The sequence below is a fragment of the Streptomyces sp. NRRL S-1022 genome, from assembly GCF_000720135.1.
GTDB lineage: Bacteria > Actinomycetota > Actinomycetes > Streptomycetales > Streptomycetaceae > Streptomyces.
Map to the genome: position 1 here is coordinate 176593 of NZ_JOIU01000012.1, position 15280 is coordinate 191872.

The window sequence follows — 15280 nt, forward strand, 5'->3', positions numbered from 1 at the left end:
GTTCTACCCAGGGCGGCCGCCCGCGTCAGCCTGTTTTCCGGCTCAGGGGTCGAGGTGCTGTCCGGAGCGCTCGTCGAAGATCCGCATGGTCTCGGCGGTCACCGGGCCCGGGGCGCCGGGCAGTTCGCGGTCGTCGGCCTGGTGCACGGCCTGGACGTCCCGCAGGGTGGAGGTCAGGAAGATCTCGTCGGCGCGCCGCAGGACGTCCAGCGGCAGGTCGGTCTCCTTGGCGCCCGTCCACTCGATCACCAGGGCCCGGGTGACGCCGGGCAGGCAGCCGGAGGTGACCGGCGGGGTGTGGACCTCGCCGTCCAGGACGACGAAGACGTTGGACCCGGTGCCCTCGCAGAGCCGCCCGACCGTGTTGCCGAACAGGGCCTCGGAGGCGCCGTTCTGGTGGGCGCGGGCGAGGGCCACGATGTTCTCGGCGTACGAGGTGCTCTTGACGCCGGCGAGGGCACCGCGTTCGTTGCGGGTCCACGGGACGGTGATCACCGCGGTGGAGTCCGGGCGGCGGCTGGTCTCGCCGACGGCGACCATGAGGGTGGGGCCGTTCTCGCCGCGGCCGGTGCCGAGCGGGCCGTGGCCACCGGTGTAGGTGATCCGCAGCCGGCCCAGCAGCACCGGGTCGGCCGCCAGGACGGCCGTACAGGCGCGGCGCACCTCGTCGTGGTCGGGGTCGGGCAGGCCGAGGCCGCGGGCCGAGCGGGTCAGCCGGTCGAGGTGCCGGGTGAGCGCGAACGGCGCGCCGTCGACCGCCTTGACGGTCTCGAAGACGCCGTCGCCGACGGTCAGTCCGTGGTCGAGGGCGGAGACCCGGGCGGATCGCAGGTCCCGCAGCTCGCCGTCCAGCCAGATCCTCATGTGAGCGCCCCTTCGGTCGCCTCGTACGCTCCCGACGCCACGGCGAGCAGCCGGGACGCCTTCAGCTCGGTCTCGCGCCACTCCCCCTCGGGGTCGGACCCCCAGGTGATGCCGGCGCCGGTGCCGAAGCGCAGGGCGCCCGCGGCGCGGTCGATCCAGAAGGTACGGATGCCCACGGCCAGCTCGGCGGTGCCCCGGTCGGCGTCGACCCAGCCGATGCCGCCGCAGTAGGGGCCGCGCGGTGCCGTCTCCAGCGCCTCGATGATCCTGAGGGCGCTGGACTTGGGGGCGCCGGTGACCGAGCCGGGCGGGAAGGCCGCGGCCAGCAGCTCCGGCCAGCCGGCGTCCGCGCGCAGCTCGCCGCGGACGGTGGACACGAGGTGGACGAGCCCCGGGTGCTTCTCCACGACGCACAGGTCGGGGACCGTCACACTGCCGGTCGCGCAGACGCGGCCGATGTCGTTGCGGACCAGGTCCACGATCATCACGTTCTCGGCGTAGTCCTTCTCCAGGAGGTCCGCCTCGGTGCGCCCGGTGCCCTTGATCGGACCCGATTCGACGGTACGGCCGTCCCGGCGCAGGAACAGCTCGGGCGAGGCGGTGGCGATCTCCACGCCGTGCTCCGGCAGCCGGATCGTTCCCGCGTACGGGGCCGGGTTGCCCCGGGCCAGCAGGGCGGTGAGGGCGTCCACGTCGGCGCCGGGGGCGACGGGCGCGCTCAGCACCCGGCAGAGGTTGGCCTGGTAGACGTCGCCGGCCGCTATGTACGCGCGGATGCGGCGGACGGCCGCGGTGTACGCGGCGCGGTCCAGGGACGAGGTCCAGTCCTCCGGCTCCGGGCCCCGCCAGGCGCCGGGCACCGGCGCGGGCACCGGCTCCTCGCGCACGTCGGCGAAGCGGGCGCAGGTCAGCCGGCCCTCGAAGTCCGCGCAGACGGCCCAGAAGCCGGTCGAGTCCAGCGCGGCCGGATCACTGGTGACGTCGAGGAGACCGGTGGCGACGCGGTCGCCGAAGCGGGCGAGAGGAGCATGGTGGAGCACGTGGTCGAGTCTAGGGCGGGTGTCCGGGAGGTGGCTCCGGGATGTCCCGGAGCGGGCCCCGGCCACCGGGTCCGCCGGGTGCACCGCAGCACGCTGCGCAAACGCGTTTTTGTGCTGGCCCGGGAATCCGCTAGAGTTCAACACGTCGCCGGGACGCGGAAGCGGACCGAAACGACAGGCGGACGTAGCTCAGTTGGTAGAGCGCAACCTTGCCAAGGTTGAGGTCGCGAGTTCGAGCCTCGTCGTCCGCTCGAAGGAAGAAGGGGTCGTCCCGATCCCCTACACTCCTGGTGGAGTGGCCGAGAGGCGAGGCAACGGCCTGCAAAGCCGTCTACACGGGTTCAAATCCCGTCTCCACCTCCAAGGACGATTAGCTCAGCGGGAGAGCGCTTCCCTGACACGGAAGAGGTCACTGGTTCAATCCCAGTATCGTCCACCGGATCCTCGGATCCTGGGTCTTCTCGAAGATCCCTCGCGCGATTAGCTCAGCGGGAGAGCGCTTCCCTGACACGGAAGAGGTCACTGGTTCAATCCCAGTATCGCGCACTGCCTGTGACCCGTGGGTCACGGTCCGCGGACGATTAGCTCAGCGGGAGAGCGCTTCCCTGACACGGAAGAGGTCACTGGTTCAATCCCAGTATCGTCCACACAGCAAGGAGCCCCCGGCCGTCTCGTACGGCCGGGGGCTTCTTCGTGGGCTCAGCTGGAGAAGAGCATGTGGCCGAAGCTCTTGTGGCGGTGGTGGCCGTGGTGACCGTGGCCGCCGTGCGGGGCGCCCCAGGCGGGCGCCGGCGGGGCCGGGTAGGCCTGCGGGGCCGCGGGAGGCGGCGGGGCCGGCTGCGACCACTGGGACTCCAGACGGGTCAGCGCCTCCAGCTCGCCGTAGTCGAGGAAGATGCCGCGGCAGCCGCTGCACTGCTCGATCTGTACGCCGTTGCGGTTGTAGGTGTGCATCGGTGCATGGCACTTCGGACACTGCATGCTCGGCTCAACTCCTCGCCGGTCGGTCCTGCTTCGTGTTTCCCCAGGACAGACTCCGTCCGGCCCCGGGCGGTTGCAGCCTAGTCCGGGAATCCGGGCGCGGGCCGAGGGGGGCGGGAGGCCTGGTGCGGGACGGACGGCATCCGTGCGCAGGCGTCGACCACGGCCTGCTCCACCTCGTCCGGGGCGCGGTCGGCGGCGAGCGCCTTGGCGACCGCCAGCGCGGCCGTCTGCACGGTGAGCGCGCGGGCCGGGACGTCCAGGGCGGGCCAGGGATCGCCGTCGGCGGGTACGGCCGGGCCGCCGGCCTGCCGGTAGGCGGTCAGGAACCGCGTCCACTCGTCGGGCGGGAGGAGCCCGCAGGCGTACCAGGCGGCGGGGCGGGCCAGGTCCCACGCCGGGACGCCGGCCCCGAGGTCGTCCACGTCGATCAGCTTCCACGGGCCGTCCGGCGCCGGGTGCCGCACGAGCTGACCGAGGTGGAGGTCGCCGTGGCACAGGCGGGCCGGGCCGGGCATCGGCGCCTCGGCGCGGGCCCAGGCGGGCAGGGTGGCCCAGGCGTCCAGGACCGGGCGCGCGGCCGCGTGGGGCGCGCCGCGGAGGGCGGTGCGGAGCCTGCCGAGGGCGCGGGCGGCTTTCGCGGGGCCGCGCATCGGGGGGAGGCCGGCGGGGACGGGGGTGCGGTGCAGCCGGGCGAGGAGGGTGGCGGCGGCCTCCCAGGGGGCGGCGTCCGGGTCGTCCGGGTCCACGGGGAGGCCGTACGGCCAGCAGGTCACCAGGCGGCCGTGCAGGGGGGCCGGGGCGCGGGTGAGCGGGGGCAGGAGCACCTCGGGGAGGCGGGCGGCGGTGGCCGTGCGCAGCGCCAGCGCGGCGGGGTCGGTGTCCGGGGCGTGGGCCTTGGCGACGGTGCCGGCGTGCCGGACCACGGTGGCGTCCTCGCGGTCGGCGAGGGGGGTGCTGTCGCAGGTGCAGGGCGCGGTGGGGGTACGGGGGTGCGCGGCCGCCCTGGCCTCGGCGGCCAGCGCGGCCACGAGGGAGCGGGCGGGGGTGTCGGTACCGGTGTCTGCGGTCAAGGCTGCCTCGGGCGGGGTGGGCTGTCCGGCCGAGGGTATCGGGGCCGGCCCGGCGGGGACGGCGGCGGGGACGGCGCCGCACGGCCGACGGCACTGCGGGGTCCCCGGCCGGCCCCCTGCTGTCGACCGCCCCGCCGGCCTCCATCGTGCGCAGCCCCGCCTGGAAACAAGGCGATCGCCGCGCTGCCGGCCCCGGATAAGTCCTCGTCCCCGGGCCCTTCGACGGCGGGGCACCGGGTGCCCGGCGTCCGGGTGACCGAAGTGCTGCGGTCCCACCTGCCGCACGGCGCGACCGGCGGGCGCGGGCAACCGCGGGCCAGCGGCGGGCGTTCCCTCTGCCGCCTGACGGCCGGCACGGCGCGGCCGTACGCGCACGGCGGCCAAACGGCTAATGCCGGCGCAGCTCCCCAGCTGCGCCGGCATCGGTGCCGTCCGCCGCACCCCCGTCCCCACGGGGTTTCATGGATCGATGTCCCCGCCCGGACCGCTCTTCCGGGCCTGGGGTCGCCGCTCAGCGCCCCAGCATCGCACCCACGGACGACGCTTGTGTGGCCACCGTCTCCCAGCCGTCGAAGACGAGCAGGAGCAGGGCCGCCAGGGGAAGGGCCATGAGCGTCGCCACCAAGGGGTGGCGACGTCCCGTCCGGCGTGGGGCGAACGCGGGGCGTCGCGGTGCCGTGTGGGCCATGGTCCCTCTCCTGACCGTTCTGTTGTCATCGGCAGCGGCGGGTGCCTGACCTCGGGGGACGAGTGCTGCACCCGCCGCTTGACCTCAAATCTAGGCGCGCGGCGCACACCGGACGTCATGCCCTCGTACCGATTGCCGGGCCTCCCGGAGGATGAGCCATGACCTGGTAAGTACTCCCCTGGGTGGAGACGCGGGCCCGGGTCTCGGGGTCTTCCCTGAGGGGCCGCCCGCTCTGTCCGGTCATTTCGGAAGCGTCCGAGGGGTCTCGGCGAGTGACTTCGATCACTGGGGACGGGGTCGGGAGGGGTGCCACGGGCGGATCGCGATCCGGGCGGCGGGCGGGGCCGCGGGCCGCCGCCGACGGCCGGCCGACGGGCGTACGGCCCGGTCAGGCCGGTCCACCGAAAAGCCCAACCTGCCTTCCGCGCTGGCCGGTTGACGGTACCGGTGACCGGAAGTCGCCGTATGCCGTGGGTTCCTGACCGCGTTTCACCTCCCCCGGACGGCCCACACAATCCGTCCGCCCGAGAGGGCGCGGCCTCTGCGCGCAGGCGGCCGTGGAAACGTAAGCTGTGCCACGTCACAGGGACCGGGCAGCGGGGATGAACATGGCGATGATGCGCCTGAGGCGCGAGGACCCGCGCGTCGTCGGCTCGTTCAGGCTTCACCGACGGCTCGGCGCGGGCGGGATGGGCGTGGTCTATCTCGGCTCCGACAAGAAGGGGCAGCGGGTCGCCCTGAAGGTGATCCGGCCCGATCTGGCGGAGGACCAGGAGTTCCGGTCGCGGTTCGCGCGCGAGGTGTCGGCGGCCCGGCGTATCCGCGGTGGCTGCACGGCCCGGCTGGTCGCCGCGGACCTGGAGGCCGAGCGTCCCTGGTTCGCCACCCAGTACGTGCCGGGGCCGTCCCTGCACGACAAGGTCGCCGACGAGGGCGCTCTCGGCGCGGCGGACACCGCGGCGGTCGGCGCGGCCCTGTCCGAGGGGCTGGTCGCCGTGCACGAGGCCGGAGTCGTGCACCGGGACCTGAAGCCCTCCAACATCCTGCTGTCCCCCAAGGGGCCGCGGATCATCGACTTCGGCATCGCCTGGGCCACCGGCGCCTCCACGCTCACCCACGTGGGCACCGCGGTCGGCTCCCCCGGCTTCCTCGCCCCGGAGCAGGTGCGCGGCGCCGCGGTCACCCCGGCCACCGACGTGTTCTCCCTGGGCGCGACCCTGGCGTACGCCTCGACCGGCGACTCGCCCTTCGGGCAGGGCAGTTCCGAGGTGATGCTGTACCGGGTGGTGCACGAGGAGCCGCAGTTGCACGGGGTACCCGACGCATTGGCCCCGCTGATCCGGGCCTGCCTGGCGAAGGACCCCGAGGAGCGGCCGAGCACGCTGCAGCTGTCGCTGCGGCTCAAGGAGATCGCCGCCCGGGAGGCGCAGGGCCTGGACGGCGTACGGCCGCCCGCGCCGCGTGCGGCCGAGGCGGACCGGCCCACCGGGCGGCTCGTCGACACCTACCCCGAGCAGCAGCGTCTCCAGCGGCGCACCTCTCCGGGGACGCCGCTGCCGCGTGGCTGGACGCCGGCCCGGGGCGGTGCGCCCTCGCGTGGCGGTCAGGGCGCGCGCGGTGACGTGCCGGGCCGCGGCGGGATGTCCCCGCGGGGCGAGGCGCCCTCCCGTGGCGGGGTCGCCTCGCGCGGCGGCAGTGGCCCCCGGGGTGGCGGCGCCGCGAGACCGGGTGCCGCGCGCCCGACCCCGGCACCGCGCGGCGCCGGTCCACGCTCCGGCAACGGCCGTCCCGCTCCGCGCGGCGGTGCCGGACGGCCGGTCCGGCGGGCGGTGGGGATCATCCGGCGGCCGGCCAATCCGCGGCTGCTGCGGCAGCGGCTGTTCGTGTTCGTGGTGGTGACGCTGCTGGTCGCCCTCGGTATCGCGGTGGCCCAGGGCTGCCAGGGCCCGGCGCGCGGGCTCGGGGACGATGGCGGGATCCAGCGGCAGCGGCTCACCCAGCCGAGCTATCCGCCGTCGGTCGACGGCAAGGTCATGTCCGACCAGCACGGGTCGGCAATGAGCCACGACGCCGGGAACTGAGCCCCCGGCGGTCTCAGCCCCTGGCGGTCCCAGCCCCCGGCAGTGTCCGGGTCAGGCTTCCGGCCGGCCCGTGGTCACCGCGTAGAAGGCGGCTGCCACCGTGCCGGCGTCGGGCGAGTCGACGCCGTGGGACATTCGCCGGCCCTGATCGGCGGCTGCACGGACAGAGCCTCGTCCCCGGCACCGGGCGTCACTTCCGGCACCGGGCGTCCTGTCTCCCGGACTCCCGGTCACGCTTCCGGCCGGCCCGAGGTCACCGCGTAGAAGGCGACCGCCGCCGCCGCGCCGACGTTGAGCGAGTCGACGCCGTGGGACATCGGGATGCGCACCCACTCGTCGGCCGCGACGAGCGCCTGCGTGGACAGGCCGTCGCCCTCGGCGCCGAGCATCAGGGCGACCCGGTCCATCCGGTGCGGGGCGGCCTCGTCCAGGGGGCGGGCCTTCTCGTCCGGGGTGAGCGCGAGCAGGGTGAAGCCGGCTTCGCGGACCGAGTCCAGGCCCTTGGGCCAGCTCTCCAGGCGGGCGTACGGCACCGAGAACACCGCGCCCATGGACACCTTGACGCTGCGTCGGTACAGCGGGTCGGCGCAGTCGGGCGACAGCAGCACCGCGTCCATGCCGAGGGCGGCCGCCGACCGGAAGATGGCCCCGATGTTCGTGTGATCGTTGACGGACTCCATGATCACGACCCGGCGGGCGGTCTGCAGCAGCTCGCCGGCCGTCGGCAGCGGCTTGCGCTGCATCGAGGCGAGGGCGCCGCGGTGCACGTGATAGCCGGTGACGCGTTCGGCGAGTTCCGGGCTGACGGCGTAGACCGGGGCGGGGAGTTCGTCGATGACGTCGCGCATGACGTCGACCCACTTCGCCGAGAGCAGCATCGACCGCATCTCGTAGCCGGCCTCCTTGGCCCGGCGGATGACCTTCTCGCCCTCGGCGATGAACAGGCCCTCGGCGGGCTCGCGTTTGCGGCGCAGCTCCACGTCGGTCAGGCCCGTGTAGTCGGTCAGGCGCGGGTCGTCGGGATCCTCGACGGTGATGAGATCGGCCACAGGGTGATACTGCCTTGTCCTGGGTGTGGTGCCAACGGCTGGGAAGGGGTGGGTTACCCCGGGTTACGCGTGATCGAGCCAAGGTCGTCGGCGGTCACGCGGGGCTCGTGCGCGGTCTCACGCCGAGGTCTCGGGGCCGACCCGGACGACCTCGCCGACGACGATGACCGCCGGGGGCTTCACGTCCTCGGTCCGTACCGTCTCGGCGACCGTGTCCAGGGTGGCGTCCACGCGCCGCTGGGCGGCCGTCGTGCCCTCCTGCACCAGGGCGACCGGCGTCTTCGGGGACTTGCCGTGCGCGACGAGCGTCTCGGCGATCTTCCCGATCTTGTCGACGCCCATCAGGATCACGAGGGTGCCGGTGAGCTTCGCCAGGGAGGCCCAGTCGACCAGCGAGCGAGCGTCGTCCGGGGCGACATGGCCGCTGACGACCGTGAACTCGTGGGCGACGCCCCGGTGCGTGACCGGGATGCCGGCCGCGCCCGGCACCGAGATCGAGCTGGAGATGCCCGGCACCACCGTGCACGGGATGCCGGCCTCGGCGAGCGCCTGCACCTCCTCCATGCCCCGGCCGAACACGAACGGGTCGCCGCCCTTGAGCCGGACCACCGCCTTGCCCTGCCTGGCGTGCTCGACGAGCGCGTTGTTGATGGCCTCCTGGGCCATGTAGCGCCCGTACGGGATCTTCGCCGCGTCGATCACCTCGACGTGCGGCGGGAGTTCGGCGAGCAGGTCGCGCGGGCCGAGCCGGTCGGCGATGACGACGTCCGCCTCGGCGAGCAGGCGCCGGCCGCGGACCGTGATCAGGTCGGGGTCGCCGGGGCCGCCGCCGACCAGGGCCACGCCGGGGGTGCGGGTGCGGTGGTGCGGGGCGACGAGGGTGCCGTCGCGCAGGCCCTCCACGACCGCGTCCCGGATGGCGGCTGTGTGCCGGGGGTCGCGGCCCCGCGCGTGCGTGGTGAGTACGGCGACGGTGACGCCCTCGCTGTGACCGGTCGCCGGGGTCCAGGCGGTCGCCTGGTCGGCGTCGTCGGAGCGCACGCACCAGACGCGGTGGCGCTCCCCCTCCGCGGAGGCGGCGGCGTTGGCCTCGGGGTCGCTGGTGGCGATGAGGGCGTACCAGGCCTCGGCGAGGTCGCCGTCCTGGTACGCGCGCCGCACCCAGGTGATCTCCCCCGCGTCCGCCATGGCCTCGACCGAGGGGGTGGCATGCGGGGAGACGAGGACGATGTCCGCGCCGGCCGCGATGAGCGCCGGGAGGCGGCGCTGGGCGACCTGGCCGCCGCCGAGGACGACCACGCGGCGGCCGGAGAGGCGGAGGCCTACGGGGTAGGCGGGGTGTTCGGCCATGAGGGGCGGCTCCTCGTGCAGCTGTGCGATGGGCGCGCTGCACCTTCGGAGCGGCCCTGACGTGCAGATTTTAAGCGGTGGGCAGGGCACGGGACACGGGTGGTCCGACAGCTGAACACCGGACCACCCGTATCGCGGGACCTACTTCTCCGTGACCCCCGCCGAATCGAACGTGGCCACCTCGTGCATCGCCCGCGCGGTGCTCTGCACCAGCGGCAGGGCGAGCAGGGCGCCCGTGCCCTCGCCGAGGCGCAGGTCGAGGTCGACCAGGGGGCGCAGGCCCAGCTTGTTCAGGGCGGCGACGTGGCCGGGCTCGGCGCTGCGGTGGCCGGCGATGCAGGCCGCGAGCACCTCGGGCGCGATGGCGCGGGCGACCAGGGCCGCGGCACCGGCGCTGACGCCGTCCAGGATCACCGGCGTACGCAGCGACGCCCCGCCGAGGAGCAGTCCGACGATGGCCGCGTGCTCGAAGCCGCCGATCGCCGCGAGGACACCGATCGGGTCGGCCGGGTCCGGCTGGTGCAGTTCCAGCGCGCGGCGGACCACCTCGGTCTTGCGGGCCAGCGTCTCGTCGTTGATGCCCGTGCCGCGCCCGGTCACCTCGGCCGGGTCGGCGCCGGTGAAGACGGAGATCAGCGCGGCGGACGAGGTGGTGTTGGCGATGCCCATCTCACCGGTGAGCAGCGCCTTGTTGCCGGCCGCCACCAGGTCGCGGGCGGTCTCGATGCCGACCTCGATGGCCGCCTTGGCCTCCTCGCGGGTCATCGCGGGGCCGGTGGTCATGTCGGACGTACCGCCGCGGATCTTGCGCGGCAGCAGGCCGGGGGTGGCCGGCAGGTCGGCGGCCACGCCCACGTCCACGACGCACACCTCGGCGCCGACCTGGGCGGCGAAGGCGTTGCAGACGGCTCCCCCGCCGAGGAAGTTGGCCACCATCTGGGCGGTGACCTCCTGCGGCCAGGGGGTGACGCCCTGGGCGTGCACTCCGTGGTCGCCGGCGAAGATGGCGACGGCGGCGGGTTCCGGGATCGGCGGCGGGCACTGCCGGGACAGCCCGGACAGCTGCGCGGAGATGATCTCCAGCATGCCGAGCGCGCCGGCCGGCTTGGTCATGCGCTTCTGGCGCTCCCATGCCTCGCCGAGCGCCTTGGCGTCGAGCGGGCGGATCTGTGCGACGGTCTCGGCGAGCAGGTCGTGGGGTTCCTCTCCGGGCAGGGCGCGGCGGCCGTACGTCTCCTCGTGCACCACCCAGGACAGGGGGCGTCGCTTGGACCAGCCGGCCTGCATCAGCTCGGGCTCGTCCGGGAACTCGTCGACGTACCCGACGCACAGGTAGGCGACGACCTCCAGGTGCTCGGGCAGGCCGAGCGCGCGGACCATCTCCCGCTCGTCGAAGAAGCTGACCCAGCCGACGCCGAGGCCTTCGGCGCGGGCGGCGAGCCAGAGGTTCTCCACCGCGAGCGCCGAGGAGTAGGGCGCCATCTGCGGCTGGGTGTGACGGCCGAGGGTGTGCCGGCCGCCGCGGGTGGGGTCGGCGGTGACGACGATGTTGACCGGGGTGTCGAGGATGGCCTCGATCTTCAGTTCCTTGAACTGCTTGGCCCGGCCCTTCGGCAGCGACTTGGCGTACGCCTCGCGCTGCCGCATCGCCAGTTCGTGCATCGTCCGCCGGGTCTCGGCGGACCGGATGACGACGAAGTCCCAGGGCTGCGAGTGGCCCACGGACGGCGCGGTGTGCGCGGCCTCCAGGACTCTGAGCAGCACCTCGTGCGGGATGGGGTCGCTGCGGAAGCCGTTGCGGATGTCGCGGCGCTCGCGCATGACCTTCAGGACGGCCTCACGCTCGGCGTCGGCGTATCCGGGCGCGGCCGGACCGGTGGACTGTCGTGCTTCCGCCACGGTGGCCGTGCTCTCTTCCTGGTCGGCGGCCCTGGTCTGCAGGTCCTCCGCGTGCTGGACGACGTCGGGGGCGGGCTCGGCCTCGGGCGCGGCCGGCACGAGGTCCGGCTCGCCCTCGCGCGGCGCGGGCACCGTGGCGACCTCCTCCGGCTGCTCCTGCGGGCCCTGCGGGACCTGCGGGTCCTCCAAGGGCAGGATCAGGGGCTGGGGCGGGGTGGGCGCGAGGTGCGGCGTGGTGGGCACCTGGCCCTCCACCGGCACGAACTGACCGAGCGGCTGCTCCGGGTCCGGCTCCACCGGCAGCCCGGAGGGCAGTCGCTGCTCCGCGCCCTGCCCCGGCGCGGCGGCGTCCGGCACCGGCTGCTGCGCGGCGCCCTCGGCGAGCTGCGGACCCTGGGCGGCCTGGAGCACGGCGGCCTCGGTCGCCTCCGCGGCACCGGGTACGGCGGGCTGCTCCGCCGTGACGGGGGCGGCGGCCGGTACGGCGTCGGGGGCCGGCTGGGCCGGGGCGGTCGGTACGGCCGGGGCCTCAGGCGCGACGGGCTCCGCGGCCTGGACGGCCGGCTGGGCGACGTCGGCCGCCGCCGGGGCGGGAGCCGGGTCGGTCTGCCGGGCCGACTCCGGGAGGGGGGCGGCTGCCTCGGCGGGCAGCGGCACACCCTGGGCGGCGGCCGGCTCGGTGACCTCGGGCGCGCCCTGAGGGCCGGCGGGAGGCTGAACCTCGGCGGGAGCCTGGGGCGGCACGACGGCGGCGGCCGGCTCGGCACCGGTCGCCTGCGGCGCTTCGAGGGGCTGGGCAACGGGGGTGGGCTGCACGGGGACGGCAGCTTCCGGTGCTTCGAGGGGCTGAGCCACACCGGCCGGCTGCGCGGCATCCGGGGCCTGCGCGGGGGCGGCAGCCTCCGGGGCCTCGACGGGCTGGGCGGCAGCGGTGGGCTCCGCGACCGGGGCCGGCACGGCGTCGGCGGTCTGCGGGGCGACTGCAGCCGGCTCGGCACCGGTCGCCTCCGCCGCCTCGACGGGCTGGGCGACACCGGGCGGCTGCGCGGCGTCCGGGGCCGGCTCGGGAGCCACAGCCGACGGCGCTTCGGCGGGCTGGACAACACCGGTGGGCTCCGCAGCCGGGGCCTGCACGGGAGCCACAGCCGACGGCGCTTCGGCGGGCTGGACAACACCGGTGGGCTCCGCAACCGGGGCCTGCACGGCATCAGCAGCCTGCGGGGCGACGGCAACCGCCTCCGGCGCCTCGACAGGCTGAGTGACACCGGTCGGCTGCACAGCGTCCGGGGCCGGCGCGGGGACCACAGCCGACGGCGCTTCGGCGGGCTGGACAACACCGGTGGGCTCCGCAGCCGGGGCCGGCACGGCATCCGGGGCCTGCGCGGCGGCAGCAACCGCCTCCGCACCGGTCGCCTCCGGCGCTTCGGCGGGCTGGGCGACACCGGCCGGCTGCGCAGCGTCCGGGGCCTGCACGGCGGCGGCCTCCGGCGCTTCGGCGGGCTGCGCGGTGTCGGGCTGCATCACTTCGGCCGGCTGAACGGCTTCGGCCAGCTGAACGGCTTCGGCCGGGAGCGCGCCGTCTACCGGCCCTGCGGGCGCGACGGGGGTGACGACCGGCTCCGGACCCGCCTCCGAACCGGCGGCCTCAGGAGTCTCCGCGCTCTGTGCGCCGGCCGGTACGGCCCGCTCCGGCGCCGGCTCGACCGGGACGAACTGTTCCACCGCGGCGGCCTCCGGCATCGGCTGGGCCTGGCCTGCGCCGGCCTCGGCTCCCTGCGCGCCGCCCGGCACCTCGGCGACCTGCGCCCCCTCGGGAGCGGCGACGGCAACCGGTGCGGCCGGCGCCTCGGCGGCGGGAGCGCCCTCGGTGCCCGGCGCGGTGTACACGCCGTCATGGGCGTGCACCGGCTGGACCCCGTCGTGGCCGTGCACGACCGGCACCTGGCCGGTGTCGCCGACCGGGGCCTGGGCCGCCGCCTGGCTCGCGAGGCGGGCCATCGCGGCCTGGGCGGCGTCGGTCTGGGCGGCGTCGGCCTGCTCGGCGGGCGCGGGCGGACTAACCGTTTCGGCAGCCGGTGCCTGGGCGCCGACCTGGCCCGGGGCGGAGCCCCAGGGGGCCGCGCTCTGCGGAGTCATCTCGCGCAGCGGCTGGGCGTCGAGGTACTCGGGGCCGGCGGGCTGCCGTACCGGCGCTCCTGCGGGGCCGCGGTCGGCGAGGGAGCGGACCGGGCTCGCGGAGGCGTCGGGGATCGGCGGGCCGAGGTGCAGCGGCCGGCGCGGCGGCTGCGGGGCGGCCCCCGGGTCGTGCGGTGCCGAGAGGATGGGTGACGGGGTGACGGAGACGGGGCCCGAGTCGGGCAGTCGGACACCGTTCAGGTCGACCGAGCCGCTGTCGCGGCCGGCCGTCTCGTGCGGGCCCGGCTCGTGGACGGCTTCCACCACCGGCTCCGGAGCGGGTGGCGGCACCTCGTTGCCCCACGCGCCCTGGGCACCCGGCAGCAGCAGGTCTTCGTCCTCGGCGGGTGCCTCGGAGAGGTAGGTGTACGCACCGTGCGTGGGAACGCCCGGCTGCTCCACCATGCCTGCGCTCTCCGGCTGCCCCTCGCCCGGGACCTGGCCGGTGTCGGTCATGCGTACCCCTCGCCCATCGGTTTGTGCTCCTACGACCAGCTCACCCGGAACGGCGCACCGACCGCCCCGCAGTGAAGAACGAGCGTCCGTGCCCAGCGGCACGAACGACCCGCCGGAAAAGGCGACAAAGCCATTCAGTGGCATTGTCCCGGTCGTTCCGCCGTCACGACAGCATGATCCGCGACAGCCCGCTGTGGACTGCGCCACGTTGCGCGTCCTCCGGTTCCGCAGTACCGCACCCGCCCCAAAACGGGCGTGCGATCCGGACATTGGCGAACGAAGTTCGGGCCACCGGTGCGGTACAACGATCGGCCAGCCTACCGCGCGCGGTACGACAACAGGATCACGGGGCGCGATCCGGTAGTACCCCGCTGAGCAGGAACGCTACGTTCCGCTCGGTCTCCGTCCAGGCCCGGGTGTCGAGTTCGACGGACTGGAGCAGGGCGCATTCGACGCGGTACCCGTGCTCGGTCAGGTCGCGGCCGACGCGTTCGGCGGCGTCACGGGTCGCGGCGTGCGTGACGATGCGCTGCGGGCGCCGGTCGGCGACCGCGGAGACGACGGCCGGTCCCCCGCCGCCGACCCGTACGACGTCCGGTTCGGGCAGGCTTTCGAGGACGTGGGGGGCGCTGCCGTGGACGATCTGGAGCTGGACCCCGAAGCGGCGTGCGGCGTCGTCGGTGCGGGCGCAGGCGGCGGGGTCGTGGTCGACGGCGATGACGGCGGCGCCGGCGCGCGCGGCCTCGGTGGCGAACGCGCCGCTGCCGCAGCCGATGTCCCACACGAGGTCGCCGATCCGGGGCCCGAGGCGGGCGAGTTGGGCGGCGCGCAGCAGTTCCGTCTCGCCCTCGCCGAGGCCGCCGCCCGGTCCGGCGCCGTAGCTCTCGTCGGGCTGTACCCAGCCGCGCGGGCCGGTGCCCGGGTCGCGGCCGGCGATCCAGCCGCCGCTCTCGCCCGCGCCGGCGGGTCCGCCGATGACGATGACGAGGTTGGGGTCGCGCCAGGTGTGGTCGGCGGCCTTGTCGGAGGTGACGATGCCGACCTGTTCCCGCTCGGTGCCCAGCTCCTCGCAGACGACGAAGGTGCGGTGCACGCCCTCCAGCAGCAGGCCGAGTTCGGCGGGGCCCGCGCCCGGCGAGGTGAGGACGGCGACCTTGGTGTGCGCGCGGCAGACGTTGACGGCCCGGCGCAGGGTGCGCGGGTGGGCGACGACGACCTGGGCGTCGTCCCAGGGCATGCCGGCGCGGGCGAAGGCGGCGGCGACCGAGGAGACGCCGGGGACGACCTCCACCTCAAGGCCGAACTCCGGCGCGCGCAGGGTGCGTACCACGCCGAAGAAGCCGGGGTCGCCGTCGGCGAGCACGACCGCGGTGCCGCGGTGGGCGGCGATGCGGCGGGCGGCCAGGGCGAGGCTGCCGAGGCGGATGCGTTCGGCGGAGGGCGGCACCTCGGGCAGCGCCAGGTGGTGGGCGGCACCGGCCACGAGGGTGGCGGCGCCGAGGGCGGCGCGTGCCGCGGCGGTCAGCGGCGAGCCGTCCCAGCCGATCACCGTGACCCGGTCGGCCATCGTCGTCAGTCTCCTGGGGTTCTGCGCGGGTCTTCGGGAACGAAGGGGCCCGAGGCG

9 protein-coding genes and 5 tRNA genes are annotated in these 15280 nt (G+C 75.2%); 6 read left to right on the forward strand and 8 right to left on the reverse strand.

All coding sequences use genetic code 11. The annotated features are described in order from the left end of the window. Positions 1-42 precede the first annotated feature (42 nt). Together IG05_RS0118570 and IG05_RS0118575 are read right to left on the reverse strand one after the other, a co-directional pair. Positions 43-864, reverse strand: coding sequence for an aminotransferase class IV (locus IG05_RS0118570; protein ID WP_030343932.1), 822 nt, complete (start codon positions 862-864; stop codon positions 43-45). Further along, positions 861-1904 (reverse strand): chorismate-binding protein, encoded by a 1044-nt coding sequence (locus IG05_RS0118575; protein ID WP_030343936.1) that lies wholly within the window; start codon positions 1902-1904, stop codon positions 861-863. The genes IG05_RS0118570 and IG05_RS0118575 overlap by 4 nt, the downstream gene beginning before the upstream one ends. A 178-nt stretch (positions 1905-2082) precedes the next feature. Here IG05_RS0118575 and IG05_RS0118580 point away from each other — a divergent pair. The 5 genes from IG05_RS0118580 (at position 2083) to IG05_RS0118600 (ending at position 2551) form a co-directional block, all read left to right on the forward strand. Continuing rightward, positions 2083-2155 (forward strand) — tRNA-Gly (locus IG05_RS0118580). A gap of 38 nt (positions 2156-2193) precedes the next feature. Beyond that, positions 2194-2267 (forward strand) — tRNA-Cys (locus IG05_RS0118585). Between the two features lies 1 nt (position 2268). Then, a tRNA-Val gene (locus tag IG05_RS0118590) sits at positions 2269-2340 on the forward strand. 38 nt (positions 2341-2378) lie between these two features. Continuing rightward, positions 2379-2450, forward strand: a tRNA-Val gene (locus IG05_RS0118595). 29 nt (positions 2451-2479) lie between these two features. Beyond that, positions 2480-2551 (forward strand) — tRNA-Val (locus IG05_RS0118600). A 52-nt stretch (positions 2552-2603) separates the two neighbouring features. Here the strand turns inward: IG05_RS0118600 and IG05_RS0118605 are convergent. Further along, on the reverse strand, positions 2604-2885 hold the full coding sequence (locus IG05_RS0118605) for a zf-TFIIB domain-containing protein (RefSeq protein ID WP_078894317.1): 282 nt from the start codon (positions 2883-2885) through the stop codon (positions 2604-2606). An 80-nt stretch (positions 2886-2965) separates the two neighbouring features. Further along, positions 2966-3958 carry a phosphotransferase family protein gene (locus IG05_RS0118610; protein WP_030343940.1) on the reverse strand — a complete coding sequence of 331 codons (993 nt, stop codon included), beginning with the start codon at positions 3956-3958 and terminating at the stop codon, positions 2966-2968. A gap of 1290 nt (positions 3959-5248) precedes the next feature. On the opposite strand from IG05_RS0118610, the gene IG05_RS0118620 reads away from it, so the two are divergent. Further along, on the forward strand, positions 5249-6727 hold the full coding sequence (locus tag IG05_RS0118620) for a serine/threonine-protein kinase (RefSeq protein WP_030343944.1): 1479 nt from the start codon (positions 5249-5251) through the stop codon (positions 6725-6727). A gap of 230 nt (positions 6728-6957) precedes the next feature. Here the strand turns inward: IG05_RS0118620 and IG05_RS0118630 are convergent, their stop codons facing one another. The 4 genes from IG05_RS0118630 to cbiE all read right to left on the reverse strand — a co-directional run bounded on the left by IG05_RS0118630 (position 6958) and on the right by cbiE (position 15223). Next, entirely contained in the window at positions 6958-7776 is an 819-nt protein-coding gene (locus tag IG05_RS0118630) for a TrmH family RNA methyltransferase (RefSeq protein ID WP_030343946.1), read from the reverse strand. 117 nt (positions 7777-7893) lie between these two features. Next, positions 7894-9126 carry a uroporphyrinogen-III C-methyltransferase gene (cobA, locus tag IG05_RS0118635; RefSeq protein WP_030343948.1) on the reverse strand — a complete coding sequence of 411 codons (1233 nt, stop codon included), beginning with the start codon at positions 9124-9126 and terminating at the stop codon, positions 7894-7896. 141 nt (positions 9127-9267) lie between these two features. Beyond that, positions 9268-13656 (reverse strand): nicotinate-nucleotide--dimethylbenzimidazole phosphoribosyltransferase, encoded by a 4389-nt coding sequence (gene cobT, locus IG05_RS43760; RefSeq protein ID WP_030343949.1) that lies wholly within the window; start codon positions 13654-13656, stop codon positions 9268-9270. Between the two features lie 343 nt (positions 13657-13999). Beyond that, entirely contained in the window at positions 14000-15223 is a 1224-nt protein-coding gene (gene cbiE / locus IG05_RS0118645; RefSeq protein ID WP_030343951.1) for a precorrin-6y C5,15-methyltransferase (decarboxylating) subunit CbiE, read from the reverse strand. Positions 15224-15280 lie beyond the last annotated feature (57 nt).

Coding starts and splice junctions, on each gene's coding strand:
- cbiE (WP_030343951.1), bottom strand. CDS start 15,223: ATGGCCGACCGGGTCACGGTGATCGGCTGGGACGGCTCGCCGCTGACC.
- cobA (WP_030343948.1), bottom strand. CDS start 9,126: ATGGCCGAACACCCCGCCTACCCCGTAGGCCTCCGCCTCTCCGGCCGC.
- IG05_RS0118605 (WP_078894317.1), bottom strand. CDS start 2,885: ATGCAGTGTCCGAAGTGCCATGCACCGATGCACACCTACAACCGCAAC.
- cobT (WP_030343949.1), bottom strand. CDS start 13,656: ATGACCGACACCGGCCAGGTCCCGGGCGAGGGGCAGCCGGAGAGCGCA.
- IG05_RS0118570 (WP_030343932.1), bottom strand. CDS start 864: ATGAGGATCTGGCTGGACGGCGAGCTGCGGGACCTGCGATCCGCCCGG.
- IG05_RS0118620 (WP_030343944.1), top strand. CDS start 5,249: ATGAACATGGCGATGATGCGCCTGAGGCGCGAGGACCCGCGCGTCGTC.